The 15,337-nt window shown below is 70.8% G+C and carries 15 protein-coding genes; 11 read left to right on the forward strand and 4 right to left on the reverse strand.

The genetic code is table 11. The features are described from left to right. Window positions 1-30: 30 nt before the first annotated feature. The 9 genes from ACH35V_RS36580 to ACH35V_RS36620 all read left to right on the forward strand — a co-directional run bounded on the left by ACH35V_RS36580 (window position 31) and on the right by ACH35V_RS36620 (window position 9,892). Complete coding sequence (locus ACH35V_RS36580) at window positions 31-576, forward strand: hypothetical protein (protein ID WP_395979452.1); 546 nt, start codon at window positions 31-33, stop codon at window positions 574-576. After that, a complete protein-coding gene (locus ACH35V_RS36585) occupies window positions 573-1,781 on the forward strand; it encodes a peptidoglycan-binding protein (RefSeq protein ID WP_395979453.1) in 1,209 nt (402 codons plus the stop codon). The genes ACH35V_RS36580 and ACH35V_RS36585 overlap by 4 nt, the downstream gene beginning before the upstream one ends. 32 nt (window positions 1,782-1,813) lie before the next feature. After that, entirely contained in the window at window positions 1,814-2,563 is a 750-nt protein-coding gene (locus ACH35V_RS36590) for an ABC transporter ATP-binding protein (protein ID WP_395979454.1), read from the forward strand. 1 nt (window position 2,564) lies between these two features. Beyond that, on the forward strand, window positions 2,565-3,800 hold the full coding sequence (locus ACH35V_RS36595) for an ABC transporter permease (RefSeq protein ID WP_395979455.1): 1,236 nt from the start codon (window positions 2,565-2,567) through the stop codon (window positions 3,798-3,800). Window positions 3,801-3,993: 193 nt separating this feature from the next. Beyond that, the gene (locus ACH35V_RS36600; protein WP_395979456.1) at window positions 3,994-6,225 is read left to right on the forward strand and encodes a PQQ-binding-like beta-propeller repeat protein; all 2,232 of its coding nucleotides are present in this window, start codon (window positions 3,994-3,996) and stop codon (window positions 6,223-6,225) included. Beyond that, the gene (locus ACH35V_RS36605; RefSeq protein WP_395979457.1) at window positions 6,212-7,606 is read left to right on the forward strand and encodes a serine/threonine-protein kinase; all 1,395 of its coding nucleotides are present in this window, start codon (window positions 6,212-6,214) and stop codon (window positions 7,604-7,606) included. Before ACH35V_RS36600 ends, ACH35V_RS36605 begins: the two co-directional genes overlap by 14 nt. A 243-nt stretch (window positions 7,607-7,849) precedes the next feature. Next, a complete protein-coding gene (locus tag ACH35V_RS36610; RefSeq protein WP_395979458.1) occupies window positions 7,850-8,425 on the forward strand; it encodes a snapalysin family zinc-dependent metalloprotease in 576 nt (191 codons plus the stop codon). Between the two features lie 217 nt (window positions 8,426-8,642). After that, on the forward strand, window positions 8,643-9,005 hold the full coding sequence (locus ACH35V_RS36615) for a BlaI/MecI/CopY family transcriptional regulator (protein WP_395979459.1): 363 nt from the start codon (window positions 8,643-8,645) through the stop codon (window positions 9,003-9,005). Beyond that, on the forward strand, window positions 9,002-9,892 hold the full coding sequence (locus ACH35V_RS36620; protein WP_395979460.1) for a M56 family metallopeptidase: 891 nt from the start codon (window positions 9,002-9,004) through the stop codon (window positions 9,890-9,892). Before ACH35V_RS36615 ends, ACH35V_RS36620 begins: the two co-directional genes overlap by 4 nt. A 182-nt stretch (window positions 9,893-10,074) precedes the next feature. On the opposite strand, the gene ACH35V_RS36625 is transcribed toward ACH35V_RS36620, so the two are convergent. Beyond that, window positions 10,075-10,530: a tellurite resistance TerB family protein gene (locus ACH35V_RS36625; protein ID WP_395979461.1), complete on the reverse strand. Its 456-nt coding sequence runs from the start codon at window positions 10,528-10,530 to the stop codon at window positions 10,075-10,077. 217 nt (window positions 10,531-10,747) lie between these two features. Here ACH35V_RS36625 and ACH35V_RS36630 point away from each other — a divergent pair, with 217 nt between their 5' ends. Continuing rightward, the gene (locus tag ACH35V_RS36630) at window positions 10,748-11,287 is read left to right on the forward strand and encodes an EF-hand domain-containing protein (protein WP_395979462.1); all 540 of its coding nucleotides are present in this window, start codon (window positions 10,748-10,750) and stop codon (window positions 11,285-11,287) included. A 14-nt stretch (window positions 11,288-11,301) separates the two neighbouring features. Here ACH35V_RS36630 and ACH35V_RS36635 read toward each other — a convergent pair whose 3' ends face one another. The 3 genes from ACH35V_RS36635 to ACH35V_RS36645 form a co-directional block, all read right to left on the reverse strand. Then, window positions 11,302-11,886 (reverse strand): short chain dehydrogenase, encoded by a 585-nt coding sequence (locus ACH35V_RS36635; RefSeq protein ID WP_395979463.1) that lies wholly within the window; start codon window positions 11,884-11,886, stop codon window positions 11,302-11,304. 358 nt (window positions 11,887-12,244) lie between these two features. Beyond that, entirely contained in the window at window positions 12,245-13,657 is a 1,413-nt protein-coding gene (locus ACH35V_RS36640; RefSeq protein ID WP_395979464.1) for an erythromycin esterase family protein, read from the reverse strand. Beyond that, the gene (locus tag ACH35V_RS36645; protein ID WP_395979465.1) at window positions 13,654-14,517 is read right to left on the reverse strand and encodes an alpha/beta fold hydrolase; all 864 of its coding nucleotides are present in this window, start codon (window positions 14,515-14,517) and stop codon (window positions 13,654-13,656) included. The genes ACH35V_RS36640 and ACH35V_RS36645 overlap by 4 nt, the downstream gene beginning before the upstream one ends. 58 nt (window positions 14,518-14,575) lie before the next feature. Here ACH35V_RS36645 and ACH35V_RS36650 point away from each other — a divergent pair, with 58 nt between their 5' ends. After that, window positions 14,576-15,178: a TetR/AcrR family transcriptional regulator gene (locus ACH35V_RS36650; RefSeq protein ID WP_395979466.1), complete on the forward strand. Its 603-nt coding sequence runs from the start codon at window positions 14,576-14,578 to the stop codon at window positions 15,176-15,178. Window positions 15,179-15,337 lie beyond the last annotated feature (159 nt).

Genomic DNA, 15,337 nt, shown 5'->3' on the forward strand with positions numbered 1-15,337 from the left:
CCCATCCCCTGACGCGAAGGAGACCCTGACATGCCCACGACGAAGGCGAGACGGGCCCTGGCGCCGCCGCTGGCGGCGCTCGCGATCTTCCTGCCGCTGCTGGCGGCCTGCGGGGGATCGGACGACTCGTCCGGCGGTTCGGGTGCGGCGACGGGCGGTGGCGGTGGCGGTGCCGCGGCAGGCACGGGCGGCACGGGCGGCGACCAGTACGTGAAGTACGCGCAATGCATGCGCCAGAACGGAGTCCCGAACTGGCCCGACCCCATTGACGGGACGAAGTTCCGCATGCCGAGGGCGAGCGACGGCACCCCGCTGGTCGATCCCAAAACGCCGCAGTTCAAGGCCGCGTCGCAGAAATGCAAGTCGATCGCGCCGCCGGGATGGGACGGCTCCCCGCAGGACCCGGCCGTCCAGGCCCAGATGCTGAAGTACGCGCAGTGCATGCGCAAGAACGGGGTGCCCCAGTTCCCCGACAGCGGATCGCTGGACACGAGCCGGCTCGATCCCGAATCGCCGCAGTTCAAGGCCGCGGACGAGAAATGCAAGTCGTTGCGGCCGCGGGGCGCCGGAGGATGAGCACCGAGGTCAACGAAGCGCCGTCCGGCACGCCCGCCGCCGCCGACGCTGCCGACGCCGCGCAGGGCGTCCTGGCTGCGGATCGCCGGAAGCCGCGTCGGCGCGGACGGCGGAAGGTGCTCGCTGGGACGGGGGTCCTGGTGCTGCTGGCCGCGGCGGGTGTCGCCGTCGCCGTCACGAATCCCTTCGATGACGGGAACGCCCAGCCAGCGTCCTCGACCGACGGCACCACGCTGGTGGCCGTCCGGGAAGGGCCGCTGTCCACGCAGGTGACGCAGAGCGGGACGCTCTCGTACGCGGCCCTCAGCGACGGGACCCCGTACGCCGTCGTCAACCAGGCCAAGGGCGTCTACACCTGGGTCCCCGGCGCCGGCACGGAGATCGGCTGCGGCAAGGCCCTCTACCGGGTGGACGAGAAGCCGGTGGTGCTGATCTGCGGGGGCACACCGGCTTACCGCGCCCTGTCGGTGGGCGACGAGGGCCGCGAGGTGCGCGCTCTCAACGAGAACCTCGTGAAGCTCGGGTACGCCGAGAGGTCCGAGCTCGATCCCCGCTCGGACTACTACGGGTCGGAGACGGCGGAGGCGGTCGCCGAACTGCAGGACGAACTGGGCGTCGCCGAGACCGGGAGGCTGGACCTCGGGGACGCCGTGTTCCTGCCAGGCCCGCTCCTGGTGACGAAGGCGACGGCCAAGGCCGGGACGCGGGCGGCGCCGGGAGCCCAGACGGCCCAGGCCACCTCGGCCAGACGCCAGGTGACGGTGGAACTCGACCCAGGTCAGCAGTCCCAGGTCAAGGTCGGCGACCGCGCCCAGATCACGCTTCCGGACAACAGGACGACCCCGGGCAAGGTGACCCGCATCGGGACGGTGGCGAAATCCGGTGACGAGAAGCAGGAGTCGTCCGGATCCACGATCCCGGTGTACATCACCCTCACGCGTCCCAAGGACGCGGGGAAGCTGGACGAGGCCCCGGTCCAGGTGCAGATCACGACGGACGGGGTCGAGAAGGCGCTGATCGTCCCGGTCACCGCGCTCATGGGCAGGGCCGGGGGCGGCTACGTCGTCGAGGTGGGCGACCCGGCGGGCGGCCAGGGGCGCCGGCTGGTTCCCGTGACGCTCGGCATGTTCGACAACGACAACGGGCTCGTCCAGGTATCCGGGCCCCTGTCCGTCGGCGATCACGTGGTGGTGCCGGCCTCATGAGCCCCACAAGCCCCATGAACTCCATAAGCCCCATGGGCGCGACTCGCGGTCGAGACGGCCGGGCTCCCGCGCTCGAACTGGCGGGCGTCACCAAGATCTACGGAGGGCAGCCGCCCGTGCCCGCGCTGCGGGGCGTGAGCTTCACCGTCCGGCATGGCGAACTGGTCGCCATCGTCGGGCCTTCGGGGTCGGGGAAGACGACGCTCCTGCACGTCATGGGGACGCTGGAGCGTCCCACGGACGGGTTGCTCCGGATCGACGGAGTCGACGCGGCGGGGCTCGGCGACCGGCAGCTCGCGGCCTTGCGCGCCCGCAGCATCGGGTTCGTCTTCCAGCAGTTCTTCCTGGCCGAGCACTCCACCGCCCTGGAGAACGTCGCGAACGGGCTCCTGTACGCGGGCGTCGAGGTCGGCGAGCGGCGGCGCCGTGCCGCGGACGCGCTCGACCGGGTCGGGCTCGCGCATCGCCGCGGCTTCCGTCCGACGAAGATGTCCGGGGGCGAGCGCCAGCGCGTGGCCATCGCCCGCGCGCTGGTGGGCAGGCCGGCGCTCGTCCTCGCGGACGAGCCGACGGGCAACCTCGACAGCGCCACGGGCGCCTCGATCCTCGAACTGCTCCGGGAGCTCAACGCCGAGGGCGCGACGATCGTCATGATCACGCATGACGGCGACCTGGCCGCACGGCTGCCCCGCCAGGTGCACGTCCTGGACGGACGGATCATCACCGACAGCGGCGCCGCCTCCGCCGCCGGTGCGTACAGCGGGCCCGGAGAGGTGGGATGACATGCCGATCCCGTCCCATCTCGTGCCGGCGCGGCTGCGCGCCGGAGACCAGGCCCGGGTGGCGAGCACCGGGCTGCGGGCCCGGCCGCTGCGGGCGGCGCTGTCCGCGCTCGGGATCGCGATCGGCACCACGGCGATCGTCGCGGTGCTCGGGCTGTCGGCGTCGTCGCAGGCCGGTCTGCTGGCGGAGATCGACCGGCTCGGCACGAACCTGCTGACCGCCAAGACCGGCCAGAGTTTCACCCAGGAGGCGGCGGTCATGCCGGTCGCCGCGCCCGGCCGGGTGTTGCGGCTCGGGTCCGTCGAGGAGGTCGCGCATACCGGGACGGTCGGCGACGCGAAGGTGTACCGGAGCCCGCTGATACCCCCGGTCAACACCAACGGGCTGAAGGTCCAGGCGGCGAGCCTGAACCTGCCGCGGGTGGCCGGCGCAGGCGTCGCCCACGGCCGCTGGCTCAACGAGGCGACGGCGACGCAGCCCGCCGTCGTCCTCGGCGCCGCCGCCGCGGCGCGACTGGGGATCAGCCGCGTGTATCCCGGGCAGCGAGTGTGGTTGGACGGGCAGTGGTTCTATATCGCCGGAATCCTCACCCCGGCGACGCTCGCGCCGGACGTCGACACCAGCGCCCTGGTCGGATACCCGGCCGCGCGGCGCTACCTCGGCCACACCAGCATGACTCGCGGCGAGCTGGCGGACGGCCCGCCGAGCACGCTCTACGTGCGGGCCCAGCCCGACGCGGTCGGCGCGGTGCAGTCGGTGCTCGCCCAGACCGCGAACCCGGAGGCGCCGAACGAGGTCAACGTGAGCCAGCCGTCCGACGCGCTCACCGCGCGCGCCGCCGCGAAGGGGGCGTTCAACAGCCTGTTCCTCGGGCTCGGCGTGGTGGCCCTGCTCGTCGGGGCGGTGGGGGTGGCCAACATCATGATCATCTCCGTCCTGGAACGCCGCTCGGAGATCGGCCTGCGCCGCGCGCTCGGCGCGACGCGGGGACAGATCCGCACGCAGTTCCTGTCCGAGGCGATCATGCTGGCGGTGCTCGGCGGCGTGGTCGGCGTGGCCGCCGGTGCCCTGGCCACCGCGGTCTACGCGGGCGTCAAGGGCTGGACGGTCGTCATCCCCGCCGAGGCGTGGACGGGCGGAATCGGCTCGGCCATCGTCATCGGCGCGATCGCCGGCCTGATACCCGCCCTCCGCGCCGCCCGCCTCTCACCGACCGAGGCCCTGCGAACGGCCTGACCCTAGGCCGGTGAGTCGCGGCGAACCCACACACGGCTGTAAGGAGCGCGCCCCTGGCGTCGACGAATAGGCCCTCCCAAGGAGTTGTGGAATCCTGCTGTGCCGGGTCCAGTCGTCCACGTAGCGTCGGAAGAAACCGGACCCATCGGGCGGCATCGCGGCATCGCGGCACCAGGGCGACGGAGGGCAGGCTGTGGACCCGTTCGAGCCGGGCGACCCGCGCCAGGTGGGCGACTACCGGCTGCTCGGCAGGCTCGGCGCGGGCGGCATGGGCGCGGTCTACCTCGGACGTTCGCCCGGCGGCCGGCCGGTCGCCGTCAAGGTCATCAAGGCGCGGTTCGCGGCGAACGCGCAGTTCCGCGCCCGGTTCCGGCGCGAGGTGTCCGCGGCGCTCAAGGTGACGGGGACGTTCACCGCGCCGATCCTGGACGCCGATCCCGACGCCGCGGTGCCGTGGCTGGTCACCGCCTACCTGCCGGGGCTGACGCTCCGGGAGGCGGTCGGGACGTTCGGCGCCCTCGCTCCGGCGCCCGCCCGCGTCCTGGCCATGGGCCTGGCCGAGGCGCTCGCCGACATCCACCGCGCCGGCCTGGCGCACCGGGACCTGAAGCCCGGCAACATCATGCTGACCGCCGACGGCCCACGGGTGATCGACTTCGGGATCGCCCGGCCGGACGACGTCACGGCGATCACGAAGGTCGGCGCCGTCCTGGGGACACCGGGATTCATGTCGCCCGAGCAGGCGTCCGGGGGTGTGGCCGGTCCGAAGAGCGACGTCTTCTCGTTCGGAGCCGTCCTGGCGTACGCGGCGACGGGGAGGGAACCGTTCGGCCTCGGCGACAGCGCCACCACACGTCGCCGCGTCATCGAGGCGCAGGCGGATCTCGGGGGCATCACCGATCCCGGGCTGGCCGGTGTGATCGTGGCGTGCCTGCGCAAGGAACCGGGGGAGCGGCCGTCCGCCGTCCAGATCCTGGACATGCTCGACCGCATCGGCCAGGACGCGCCGTGGCCGGACGAAGGCACCGGATGGTTGCCCGCCGCTCTGGCGGAAGCGATCGACCGCCGCATCGCCGAGGTCCGCCCGACGGGGCGTCCAGCGAAATCGTTGGCGGGAGACGCGGCACACGTCGTCGACCTGGAGACGGCCGACCCGCAAGACGCGCAAACCGCCGAGCCGATGGACGGACGCGATCAACCGCAGCCGCAGCCGCAGCCGCAGCCGCAGCCGAGTCGCGAACCCGCATCCGGCGATGCGCCGACAGACGCCCCGCCCACCCCGCCTTCAGGCCCATCGCCGCAGCTCAGCCGCCGGGCGTTGATCGTTTCCGCGCCGGTCGCGCTCGCCGCGTTCGGTGCGGTGGCGCTCGTCCGGGCCTGCGATACCGAGCAGCCACGCGCCGGCGCCCCGCGATCACCGAAATCCGCGTCGACGACCCCGCCCCCGCAGGGCGTCCTGCGCTGGAAGTCCAAGGTGAGCGACTACTACCCCAAGGTGTTCGCAGCGGACGGAGTGGTGGTCACGGAAGGCCAGGAAAGCGACGTCCGCGCCCTGGATGTTCAAACCGGCAAAACCCTGTGGAAGAAGCATGCGGGGAACGGGAGCCATACCTTCGGCAAGTCGGTATACCTCAGCAATCCCATACAACCGTGGATGAAGGCCGTCGAGGCCGTCTCAGGCGAGACTCGCTGGGAGCGCAACTACCGGGAGGGATTGGTGCACATGGCCGTCTCCGGGCCGGTTGCCTGCTTCGGGTACGAGGGCCCGATCAGAGCGGTGGGCGTCCGCGACGGCGACACGCGCTGGGTCGCGGACGTGTCCCCCCAGACGGGGCTGGCAGCCGACTCCGGCCTGGTCGCCGCAGTGAACAAGACTGCGGTGGTCGGGCTCGACCCGTCCAGCGGACGGAAGAGATGGACCTATCCGCTGAACCTCGGAAATTACCTGGTCTACGCATTCCTGGTCAGCGACGGTTTCGTTTTCGTCGGCGATCGGCAGGGCGTCCTGCACGCATTGCGCGCCGATGACGGAACGCTGGCCTGGCGTAAGGGAAGGGGCCCGACCTGGTTCAACGGTTCGTCGCTCCTGTCATCCGGCGGCGTGCTGTACGCCGACGGGGGATACGGCAGCGTGGTCGCCTTGAACCCAGCGACCGGCGAGGAGCGCTGGTCCCGCTTTCTTAACGCCGACAGTGAACTCGCATTGTTCGGCGGCACGCTTTTCGCCGCCTGCACCCACACCAGCACGGTGTACGCCTTGAACGCGGCCGACGGACGCATTCTGTGGACGCACAAAGCCCAGATAGACCGCGATCCCGTGATCGCGAGCACCGCGGGACTGGTCTTCCTCGGCACCCGTGAGGGCGCCGTGGAAGCCGTCGCCCCTCCGCAGCCTCCGGACGGAGCCCCCCGTGCAGGCTCTTGAGCCACACGATCCTCGGACGGTCGGTCGCTGCCGGATCCTGGCCCGGATCGGCGCGGGCGGCATGGCGATGATCTACTTCGGGCGTTCCGGGAGCGGCCGTCCCGTGGCGGTCAAGCTGATGCACGCCGAGTTCGCCCGCGAGCCGGAGTACCGGGACCGCTTCCGCCACGAGGTCGCGGCCACCCGGACCGTCAGCGGACGCTACAGCCCAGGGGTCCTGGACGCCGACCCCGACGCCGAGCTTCCCTGGCTGGCGACGCAGTTCCTGCCGTCCGTGTCGCTCAGGGAAGCGGTCGGGCTGCTCGGTCAGTTGCCGCCTGACCTGGTGTTTCCGCTGGCCGCGGGTGTCGTTGAGGCGCTGGCGTCCGTCCATGGCGCCGGGATCGTCCACCTGGACCTGAAGCCCGCGAACGTCCTGCTGACGGCCGACGGACCCCGCCTGATCGACTTCGGAATCGCCGCCGACCTACCTCCCGCCGCGACTCCGGCCGGCGCTCCGGCCGCAAGAGAACCGGCGGGCACCTGGGGTTTCATGTCACCCGAGCAGGCAGCGGGAGCACCCGTCTCTCCGGCGAGCGACGTCTACTCTTTCGGCGCGACGCTGGCATACGCCTGCACGGGAATGCCGCCGTCCGGCGAGGAACTGGACGGGATCACCGACGACCGCCTCCGGACGCTGATCTCCGACTGCCTGCGTCCCGACCCGTCCGCCCGCCCGACCATGTCCGAACTGGCCGCCGCACTGGCCCTCGCGAGCGCCGAAGACCATTCCGCCCTCCAGTTGCCGCCGATCGTGACGGCAGAGATAGACCGCCGGACGAGCGAAGCAGCAAACCCACCAGTGCCAATCCCGCCCCCTTCCTCGGCCCCGCCTGCGACCCCGCCTGCGACCCCGACTCCACGCGGATCTGTTCCGTTCCCGGGCCGGATCGTCCGCCGACGGACGCTGGCGATCTCAGGCGGGGCGTGCGCCGCGGCCTTGGCGCTGGCCTTCGCCATCCCGCCGATGTTGTCGCTGGACGACGAACCGGAAACGGCCAAGGCCGAGCCGAGCGCCGGCCCGTCCACCACCAGCTCAGCGGCCCCGGCGTCCGCCCCGACCACCCGAACGCTGGAGTTCTACATCTTCGGCACGAGCATGCTCAGATCGCTGACCACCACGGTGAACGGGCAAAGAGTGACGGTACGCAACAAACGGCTGCCCTACCGAAGGGTGGTCCAAATACCGGCAGAGCCGCAGCGCGTTGCCTGGCGGATCGACTACCGCTTTGGCGCGGGCACTTACGTCACCAAAGTGATCGTGGACGGGACCGAGCGCTCAAGCGCGGGAGGCTCCAGCGCCAGCCAGGACGTCAGCGATTCCTACAAAGGAACCGTCTGATCCCGCCGGGCCCATTTCCAGTCGGGATGATGACGCATTAACCGGTTTGATGGCCAAGTCAATTCCTGTGCCAATGTGGTCACCAACCTGTCCAGCACGTGGCGCAGAACTGCCATAACGAAGGCGATATCTATGACAGTTCACGCCACTTGTTATGCGGAGGCGACGCCAATATGCTCGCCCCGACCCGACACGGGTCGCCCGCAGTAGCTCCCAAACCTCGAACCAGAGGAGGCCCCCCGCATGCTGCGAAAGTTGAGTATCGGCGCCATGATCGGCGCCGCCGCGATCACGTTGTCGGTGGCACCGACCGCCACGGCGGCGCCGAGCAAGGCCCCGGCTCCCCGCCCGGTCCTGCAGACGACGCTGTACTACGACGACAGCCAGGCCGCCGAGTTCCAGGACGCGGTCGCCGCCGGCGTCAAGGTGTGGAACGACAACGTCCAGAACGTCAAGCTCGTCGAGGCCCAGCCCGGCGCCCGGGCGGAGATCCAGATCATCGCGGACAACGGCTGGCCGCGCGCCATCGTCGGCCCCGTCCGTCCCGGTGGACGTGTCCAGGTGTGGTTCGGCCGCCAGGCGGTCACCCAGGGGTACGACACCACCCGGATCGCCTCCCACGAACTGGGCCACAGCCTCGGCCTGCCCGACATGAAGCCCGGTCCGTGCACGTCGCTGATGTCCGGGTCCACTGCCGGGGTGCCCTGCAAGAACCCCGTCCCGAACAGCACAGAGAAGGCGCGGGTGGAGGCCAACTACCGCACTGGTGCCACCTCCAGCAGCCCCTTCGCCGGGAGCCTCGTGGTCGACGCACCGTGACCGCGCACCCGCAGGTGACCCAACACCTGCGGTAGCCCGCACACGGCTGCGACAGCCCTAGACCATGGGCGACAACGGGCCGCCACGGCGTTTTCACCGCCCCCAGAAACGCCGTGGCGTCCCGTCCGGGCAGTTAAACTACCTGCCGTTCTGGCAGTTGTAGCTGGTCATCAATGCCCGCGGCTCGTGTGGGAGGCGACCGTGCAGGGAGAAGCCGTTGTCGCGTAGGCCGTTGGGGCAGTTGGAGGCGGAGGTGCTGGCGGCGCTGGCCGGGCTCGGCGGCTCCGCCCGGACCGCTGAGCTGGTGGAACGACTCGAAGGGAACCCGGCGTACACGACGGTGAACACCATCCTGCACCGGCTGTACGAGAAGAAGCTGGTCTCGCGGACACGAGCCGGCCGCCACTACCGGTACCGGCTCGCCGTCGACGAGTCGGAACTCGTGGCGGACCGTATGCGCGAGCACCTCCGCCACGCCAGCGACCCCGGCGGTGTGCTGAACCGGTTCGTCCAGACGCTCACGGACGAGGAGGCGCGCCAGCTGCGCGGCTTCCTCGACCGGCCGGAGGACCGCGGGTGAACTGGTTCACCTTCCTGCCCCTCGCCATCATGCTGGCGCTGAGCTCGGCGCTCGGCCGGACCCGGCTGCCCCTTCATCCGTCCTGGTCGGCGCGGTTACTGGCCACGACCGGCGCGATGACGGCGGTCGCCGCGCTCGGCACCGGCGTCTTCGTCGCGATCAACTACGCGGCCACGCTCGCGCCGTCCGCCGCCGCGCACGTCCCCGAGTGGGCGCTGTTCGGAGACGACGAGCCGGTCCCGGGCCTGGTGGGAATCCCGGCGACCGTCCTGTCCGCCGCCGGGCTGCTCTTCGCGGCCCAGGCCGCCATCAGCTGGCTGGACGAACTGCGCACCGCACGAGCACAAGCCCAGGAGCCGTTGGACACCGAGGTTCCGATCGCCGTCGCGGTTCCTGGCAGGCACGGCGGAGTGCTGCTGTCGAAGGGCATGCTCCGGACGTTCACGGCCGAGGAACTCCACGTCGTCTTCCAGCACGAGTCGTCCCACCTGCGGCACCGCCACCATCGCTATGCGGCGGCCGGCGCACTGGGCGCGGCCGTGCTCCCGCCGCTCCGGCCGCTGAACGAGCGGCTGCGGCTCGCGGTGGAGCGATGGGCGGACGAGGACGCCGCGGAGGCGACCGGCGACCGCGCCCTCGTCGCCCGCACGATCGCCAAGGCCGCCCTCGCCCACCCTCCGTCCCCCGGACCGGCCACCCCGTTCGCCGAGTCCGGCGTCGTCCAGCGCGTCGAGGCACTCCTCAGCACGCCGCCGGACCGGAACACGGTCACCGGCCCGCTCCTGTTCATGGGCAACGGCTTCGTCACAAGCTCCCTCACGGCCGCCACTCTCCAACTCGACCAGGCCGCCATCTCCTGCCTCCTGGCCCTCCTAGCCCTCCGCTAAGGAAACCCCCCCACCCCCGAGACGCCACACCCACCCACCCGCCGCGCGCCCCCCACCCACCACGCGCGCCACTTGGCCTCTGGGTGCGGTTTGGCCTCTGGGGCGCGGTCAGCTGCCGGGCATGGGCCGGTGGGGTGTTGGGCCTGGTCAAGAGGTGTGCAGGTGGGGGAAGGCGGCGGGGGTCAGAGTTCGAATTCGGCTGGGTCCAGGCCCAGGGCGTAGCAGGCTTCGCGGACGATGGCCTTTTCGGAGTTGTCGAAGTTTCCGTCCGCGCCGCCGATGATGATGCCGATCTGGATCACGGCGCGTGCCTCGGCGGGCTTCTTCTTGGCCTTGCCGATGTCCTGCAGGACGGCGACCTTGCCGAAGTCGAAGTCCGCGGTCAGCTTGGACACGTTGTCGTTGAAGCGGCGCTGCAGGTCGTCCGCGGGGAAGTTCTGCAGTACCTCGTTGCTCGCGATGAGGGACGCGGTCTTCTGCCGCTCGGTCGGGTCGACGCTGCCGTCGGCGGCGGCGACCAGGGCGCACATCGCCATGCTCGCGTCCCGGAACGCCCCGCTCTTCAGGTCGTTCTTCCTGCTGAGCAGCTGCGTCTGCATGGTCTGGGTCGACTCGCGCAGCTTGTCCCAGAAAGGCATTGCTTCCTCCGCTCGTTGGTCGTCCCACCCGACACTAACGGACCTGCTACAACCGTAGTAGCCGCGACGCCGTCCCCCGAGGGCGGTGGGAGCCGAGGTAGTGCGAATGTCCATCCGCAGCTAGGGCCTGGACCACTCTCCGCCATGTGTCAGGCACCGTGTGTAGGGATACGGTGACGTTCTGCGTCCAGCACGGTGAACCTCGGGAGGAACTCATATGAGCGACAGTGCGGCATTCCGATACGGCCGTACCTTCGACCTTTTCGACGCCAACCAGAACGGAGTGATCGAGGCCGACGATCTGTCCGCGCTGGCCAGCGGCGTCGTGCAGGCGGGGAACATTTCCGTCGACTCCGCCGAGAGCCAGGCGCTCCACGCCGCGTATCGGCGTTTCTGGGAGGTCGTCACCCACTACGCCGACGCCGACTCCGACGGACGCGTCTCGCGCGAGGAATTCGTCAACGCGATGGCCGGTGGAATGAGCGCCGGCCCGCTCTTCTCCGAGAGCATCGCGAACGCGGCTGACGCGGAGTTCGCGGTCATCGACACCGACGACGACGGACAGGTCGACTTGGCCGAACTCCAGAAGTTCTTTGAGAACGCCGGCCTCGCCCCGGACGAGGCACGCCAAGCCGCGGCCGACATGGACACCGACGGAAACGGCACGATCTCCAGGGAGGAGTACCAGAGGGCCTGGATCAGGTACTACCTCGAAATCGACCCCGAAACCAAGACTTTCCTAGGCGGAATCGACTGAAGCGGCTCTCACCATTACGGGACGAACGTCTGGCCTTGAGCGGTTCCCTCGATTGCCTCGACATAGGCACGAGCCACGTCTGCGGCCGGTGTGCCGGACGAGCCGTCCATTCCCAAGTGTTCGAGAGTCTCGCGAATCCAACCCGGGCTGATGACGTTCATGCGAAGTCCGCGCGGAAGCTCATCTGCGGCGTTGCGGACAAAGCCCTCCAAGCCGGAGTTGACCAGAGCGCCCAGCGAACCATCGGCCAGCGGAGCCGCGAAGGTGCCCGCGGTGACCGTGATCGAGCCCCCGTCGCGCAGGTGACGCAGCGCCCGCCGCGCCAGCGCGACCTGCCCCAGAAGCTTGCCCTGCAGCCCTTGGACGAACTCCTCGTCCGATACAGACTCCAACGAAACCAGTGGGCCGCTGGCAGCGCAGCAGACCACGGCATCGGGATCGGGCACAGCTGTGAACAGCGCGTCCAGGGAACGCGGGTCCTCAAGGTCGACGCGGACCGGTCCACGGCGGGAAGCCCGCACCACCTCATGAGCCGGTTCCAATGCGCCCACTACAGCGCGTCCCACGGTTCCGGTCGCTCCGACAACGATCACCTTCATACCGACAAGGATGGCCCAGCGAGCCCGCAACCTGATCACCGAACCCCAGGGGCGGCAGAACGCTTCCGGCCGAGCGCCCTGTTCAACCTGCGTCAGCGCCCACTTCGGCCTGCGTCCACGGCATGGGTGATCGGACGGAGACCGGGTCGCCATCGGCAGCTTCGATGGCGACCCGGCACTCTTCTGTCCTGCGGGTTTGCGGAACTCACGGTCGTGCTCTGAGGTCAACGGCAGACCGGACGCCCAGGCGGCCCCCGCTCAGGCCAGGCGGCCCCCGCTCAGGCGGGGTGGCCCCTACTCAGGCGGGGTGGCCTCTGTTCAGACCACGTGGTCCCTGGTCAGGCCAGGTGGCGCCTGATCAGGAGGGAGGGGCGTTCAGGAGGCGGGTCGGGGTGATCCGGTCGATGTGCAGGATCGCGTCGAACGCGCCGGACAGCGAGCCGACCGTGTGGTAGTACTCGGCGTCCTTCTCGGGGACGTAGGCGGCGCTCACGGTCCGCAGCTTGGCGGGCCCGTCGAGGCGGCGCCGGACCGGCGGTGGGGCGGCGTGCCGCAGGTCGACGAGGTAGTCGGGGAGGCGCGCCGTGCCGAGGTCGCGGTCGATGAACGACTCGTGCGGGGGCGGCATCGTGTAGACGCTCGGGCCGCCCTTCTCCCAGCCGGTGAGGACGTCGCCGTGGTCGAAGACGGTGGCGATCGAGCGGTAGCGCCGTCCGTGGACGCGGCGCAGGATGCCGCCGGCCATCCGCCGCCGGGTGACGTCCGGCCCGGGGTACTCGTCGGGGAACGAGATCACCTGCTCCTCGACGCCGGCGGTGTGGGCGTTGGCGGCGCTGTAGGCGATGCGGTGGCCGGTCCGGCGGCGCCAGGTCTCGATGAAGCGGGCGATGTACCGCTCCCGGGTGTCCTGCCGGTCACCGGCGGTGGTGTAGGACTCGTACCAGCCGACGAGGGCCTGCGCGTGCTGGACGGCGTCGTCCCGCGAGACCGGCGACCGTCCGGGGCCCGCGCTGCGCACCAGGTCGAGGACGGCGCGGGCGTGCTCGATGTACGGACGCTTGAGCTCGTCGGTGAACTCGGGGTTGTTGTACCAGACCAGATGCTGCTGCGGCCCGCCGCGCATGGCGATCTCCGTCAGGTGGCGGTCCAGGTCGGCGTACCGGTGCGGCGCGACGTCCTTGACGTACGCGCGGATCTCCTCGTACAGGACCGGCCGCAGCTCCAGGATGTCGGCGCCGAGGAAGCGCACCCGGTCGTGCGGCGGACGGCCCTCGTTGAACTCCCGCATCCACGTCACTAATTCGAGGATGCCGTGGCTGCGGAGCATGAACAACGCGTCGCCCACCACCGAGGCGGCGTCGCCCGCGCCGGTGGTGACGTACCGGTCGACGGCGGTTCCGGCGGCCCAGCTCTCTTCCCAGGCGATCGTCCGGAAGCCGAGCCGCTCCACGAGGAAGCGGGCCACCCGGTGCTTGAGCGTGGTCACGGTGTGGCCGCCGTGCACCGGTTCGCCGATCCCGGCGATGCGCGCGTCGCCGATCAGGGGACGCAGCGCGCGAAGGTCGTCCAGCGGTCCTCCGGCGTCGAGGCGGGGGAGCGGCACGGCGTGCCGGTCCAGCCAGGCGCGCAGGTCGCTCGCGGCGGCGGCCGGAGCGGCGGCGCGGGCGGTCTGCGGCAGGGCCAGCCCCAGGGCCGCGGCGGTGCCGCCGGTGATCAGGGCGCGGCGAGAGGGCCCCTGGACGAGGCTCCGTCCTGGCGTCTCGCGGGTCATGTCGGCTCCTTCGGTGACGAGGTGGCGTTGGCGATGTCGGCGATCTGGTCGGCGAGGGCCTGCGGCGCGTCCAGCGGGACGAACGTCCTGGCTCCGGGGATCTCGACGAACTCGGCGTCGCCGAACGCGCCCGCCAGCCGCCTGCCGAGAGCGGGCTTGAACGCCCGGTCGGCGGTGCCCCAGGCCAGCCGGACGGGGCCGCGGAAGCCGGCGAGCCGCGTCGAGACGTCGTTCAGCTCGCCCGGGTCGACCGCCTGGAGGAACCGGGCCGCGTCCGACCGCACGCCCGCGTCGGTGAGCGACGGTTCGATCCATGAGCGGGATTGGGCCGGATCGAATCTCCGCGCGAGGAGACCGAACCCGAGCACCGAGTGGCGGAACGCGCGCAGCTTCATCGGCTGCAGGTTGAACTGGAGGCGGCGCGGGCCCTTGAGGAGCTTGAAGATCACGCTGAAGGGGAAGGGCGGGAAGGTGTCGAAGGCGTCGCAGTTGGTGAGCACCAGGCGGCCGACGCGGCTCGCGTCGGTGTCGAGGACGTACTGGCACAGCGCGCCGCCGGTGTCGTTCCCGACCAGGGTGACGTCGGTGAGGTCGAGGGCTTCGAGGAACGCCAGGATCTGCCGGGCGACGCCCCGCGGCGACTGGTCGGCGGGGCGCGGCAGCGGCCTGCGGTGCGAGCCGAGCGGCCAGTCGGGGGCGTAGGACCGGACGCCCTTCGCGGCCAGGAGGTCCGCGACGCCGGACCAGAGCGATCCGTCGACCAGGAACCCGTGGACGAAGACGACCGGCGGGGACGCGGCGTCCTCGGGTCCGGCGGCCCGGTAGCTTACGGTGCCGTGGGGCAGATCGATCATCTCCATCCGGCCCACCTCCTTTTCAAGTAACATACAACCTGCATGTATCTTACGGACAGACTGTATGAAACAACCTCGTCGAACGCAAGCAGACCGCTCGGCCACCACCCGGGCGGCCCTCGTGCGCGCCGGCCGCAGGCTCTTCGCCGAGCACGGCTTCGCCGGTGTCGGCACCGACGCGATCGTCCGTGAGGCGGACGTCAGCCGCGGCGCGCTCTACCACCATTTCGCCGACAAGACCGGCCTCTTCGTCGCCGTCCTCGACGAGCTGGAGGGCGAGGCCGCACGGCAGGTGGCGGACGCGGCGGCCACGGCCCCCGAGGGCGACTTCGGCGAGACGATGACCCGGGCCCTGCTGGCATGGCTCGACGCCTGCGAGGAGCCGGAACTGCAGCGCGTCCTGCTGGTCGACGGGCCGTCGGTGCTCGGCTGGGCCCGCTGGCGGGAGATCTGCCAGCGGCACATCCTCGGCATGGTCGAGGGCGTCCTCGCCCAGGGAATGGCCGACGGGACGGTCCGCGAACTGCCGGTCAAGGTGCTCGCCCACGCGCTGCTCGCGGTGGCGGACGAGGCCGCCCTCCTGGTCAGCGCCGCCGAGGACACGTCCGCCGCGCGACGCGACGTGATGGCCGTCGTGGGACCGATCATCGAGGCACTGAAGCCATAAACCGGCCGGACATTGCATTCGCCGATGGGCTCGCTCGTCCACACCGCACGAAAAAAGGCAGGGAGACCGCAACTCCCTGCCACTTTCAATGTATAGCGCACTGGGGGGCTTGCGGCAAGACCCGGGTCGTGCCGCAGAATCTCCGTCCGAGGCCGGCGC

It is taken from the genome of Actinomadura sp. 1N219 (assembly GCF_044326405.1).
Taxonomy (GTDB): Bacteria; Actinomycetota; Actinomycetes; order Streptosporangiales; family Streptosporangiaceae; genus Spirillospora.

Coding starts and splice junctions, on each gene's coding strand:
- ACH35V_RS36580 (WP_395979452.1), top strand. CDS start 31: ATGCCCACGACGAAGGCGAGACGGGCCCTGGCGCCGCCGCTGGCGGCG.
- ACH35V_RS36585 (WP_395979453.1), top strand. CDS start 573: ATGAGCACCGAGGTCAACGAAGCGCCGTCCGGCACGCCCGCCGCCGCC.
- ACH35V_RS36590 (WP_395979454.1), top strand. CDS start 1,814: ATGGGCGCGACTCGCGGTCGAGACGGCCGGGCTCCCGCGCTCGAACTG.
- ACH35V_RS36595 (WP_395979455.1), top strand. CDS start 2,565: ATGCCGATCCCGTCCCATCTCGTGCCGGCGCGGCTGCGCGCCGGAGAC.
- ACH35V_RS36610 (WP_395979458.1), top strand. CDS start 7,850: ATGCTGCGAAAGTTGAGTATCGGCGCCATGATCGGCGCCGCCGCGATC.
- ACH35V_RS36625 (WP_395979461.1), bottom strand. CDS start 10,530: ATGCCTTTCTGGGACAAGCTGCGCGAGTCGACCCAGACCATGCAGACG.
- ACH35V_RS36630 (WP_395979462.1), top strand. CDS start 10,748: ATGAGCGACAGTGCGGCATTCCGATACGGCCGTACCTTCGACCTTTTC.
- ACH35V_RS36635 (WP_395979463.1), bottom strand. CDS start 11,886: ATGAAGGTGATCGTTGTCGGAGCGACCGGAACCGTGGGACGCGCTGTA.
- ACH35V_RS36640 (WP_395979464.1), bottom strand. CDS start 13,657: ATGACCCGCGAGACGCCAGGACGGAGCCTCGTCCAGGGGCCCTCTCGC.
- ACH35V_RS36645 (WP_395979465.1), bottom strand. CDS start 14,517: ATGGAGATGATCGATCTGCCCCACGGCACCGTAAGCTACCGGGCCGCC.
- ACH35V_RS36650 (WP_395979466.1), top strand. CDS start 14,576: ATGAAACAACCTCGTCGAACGCAAGCAGACCGCTCGGCCACCACCCGG.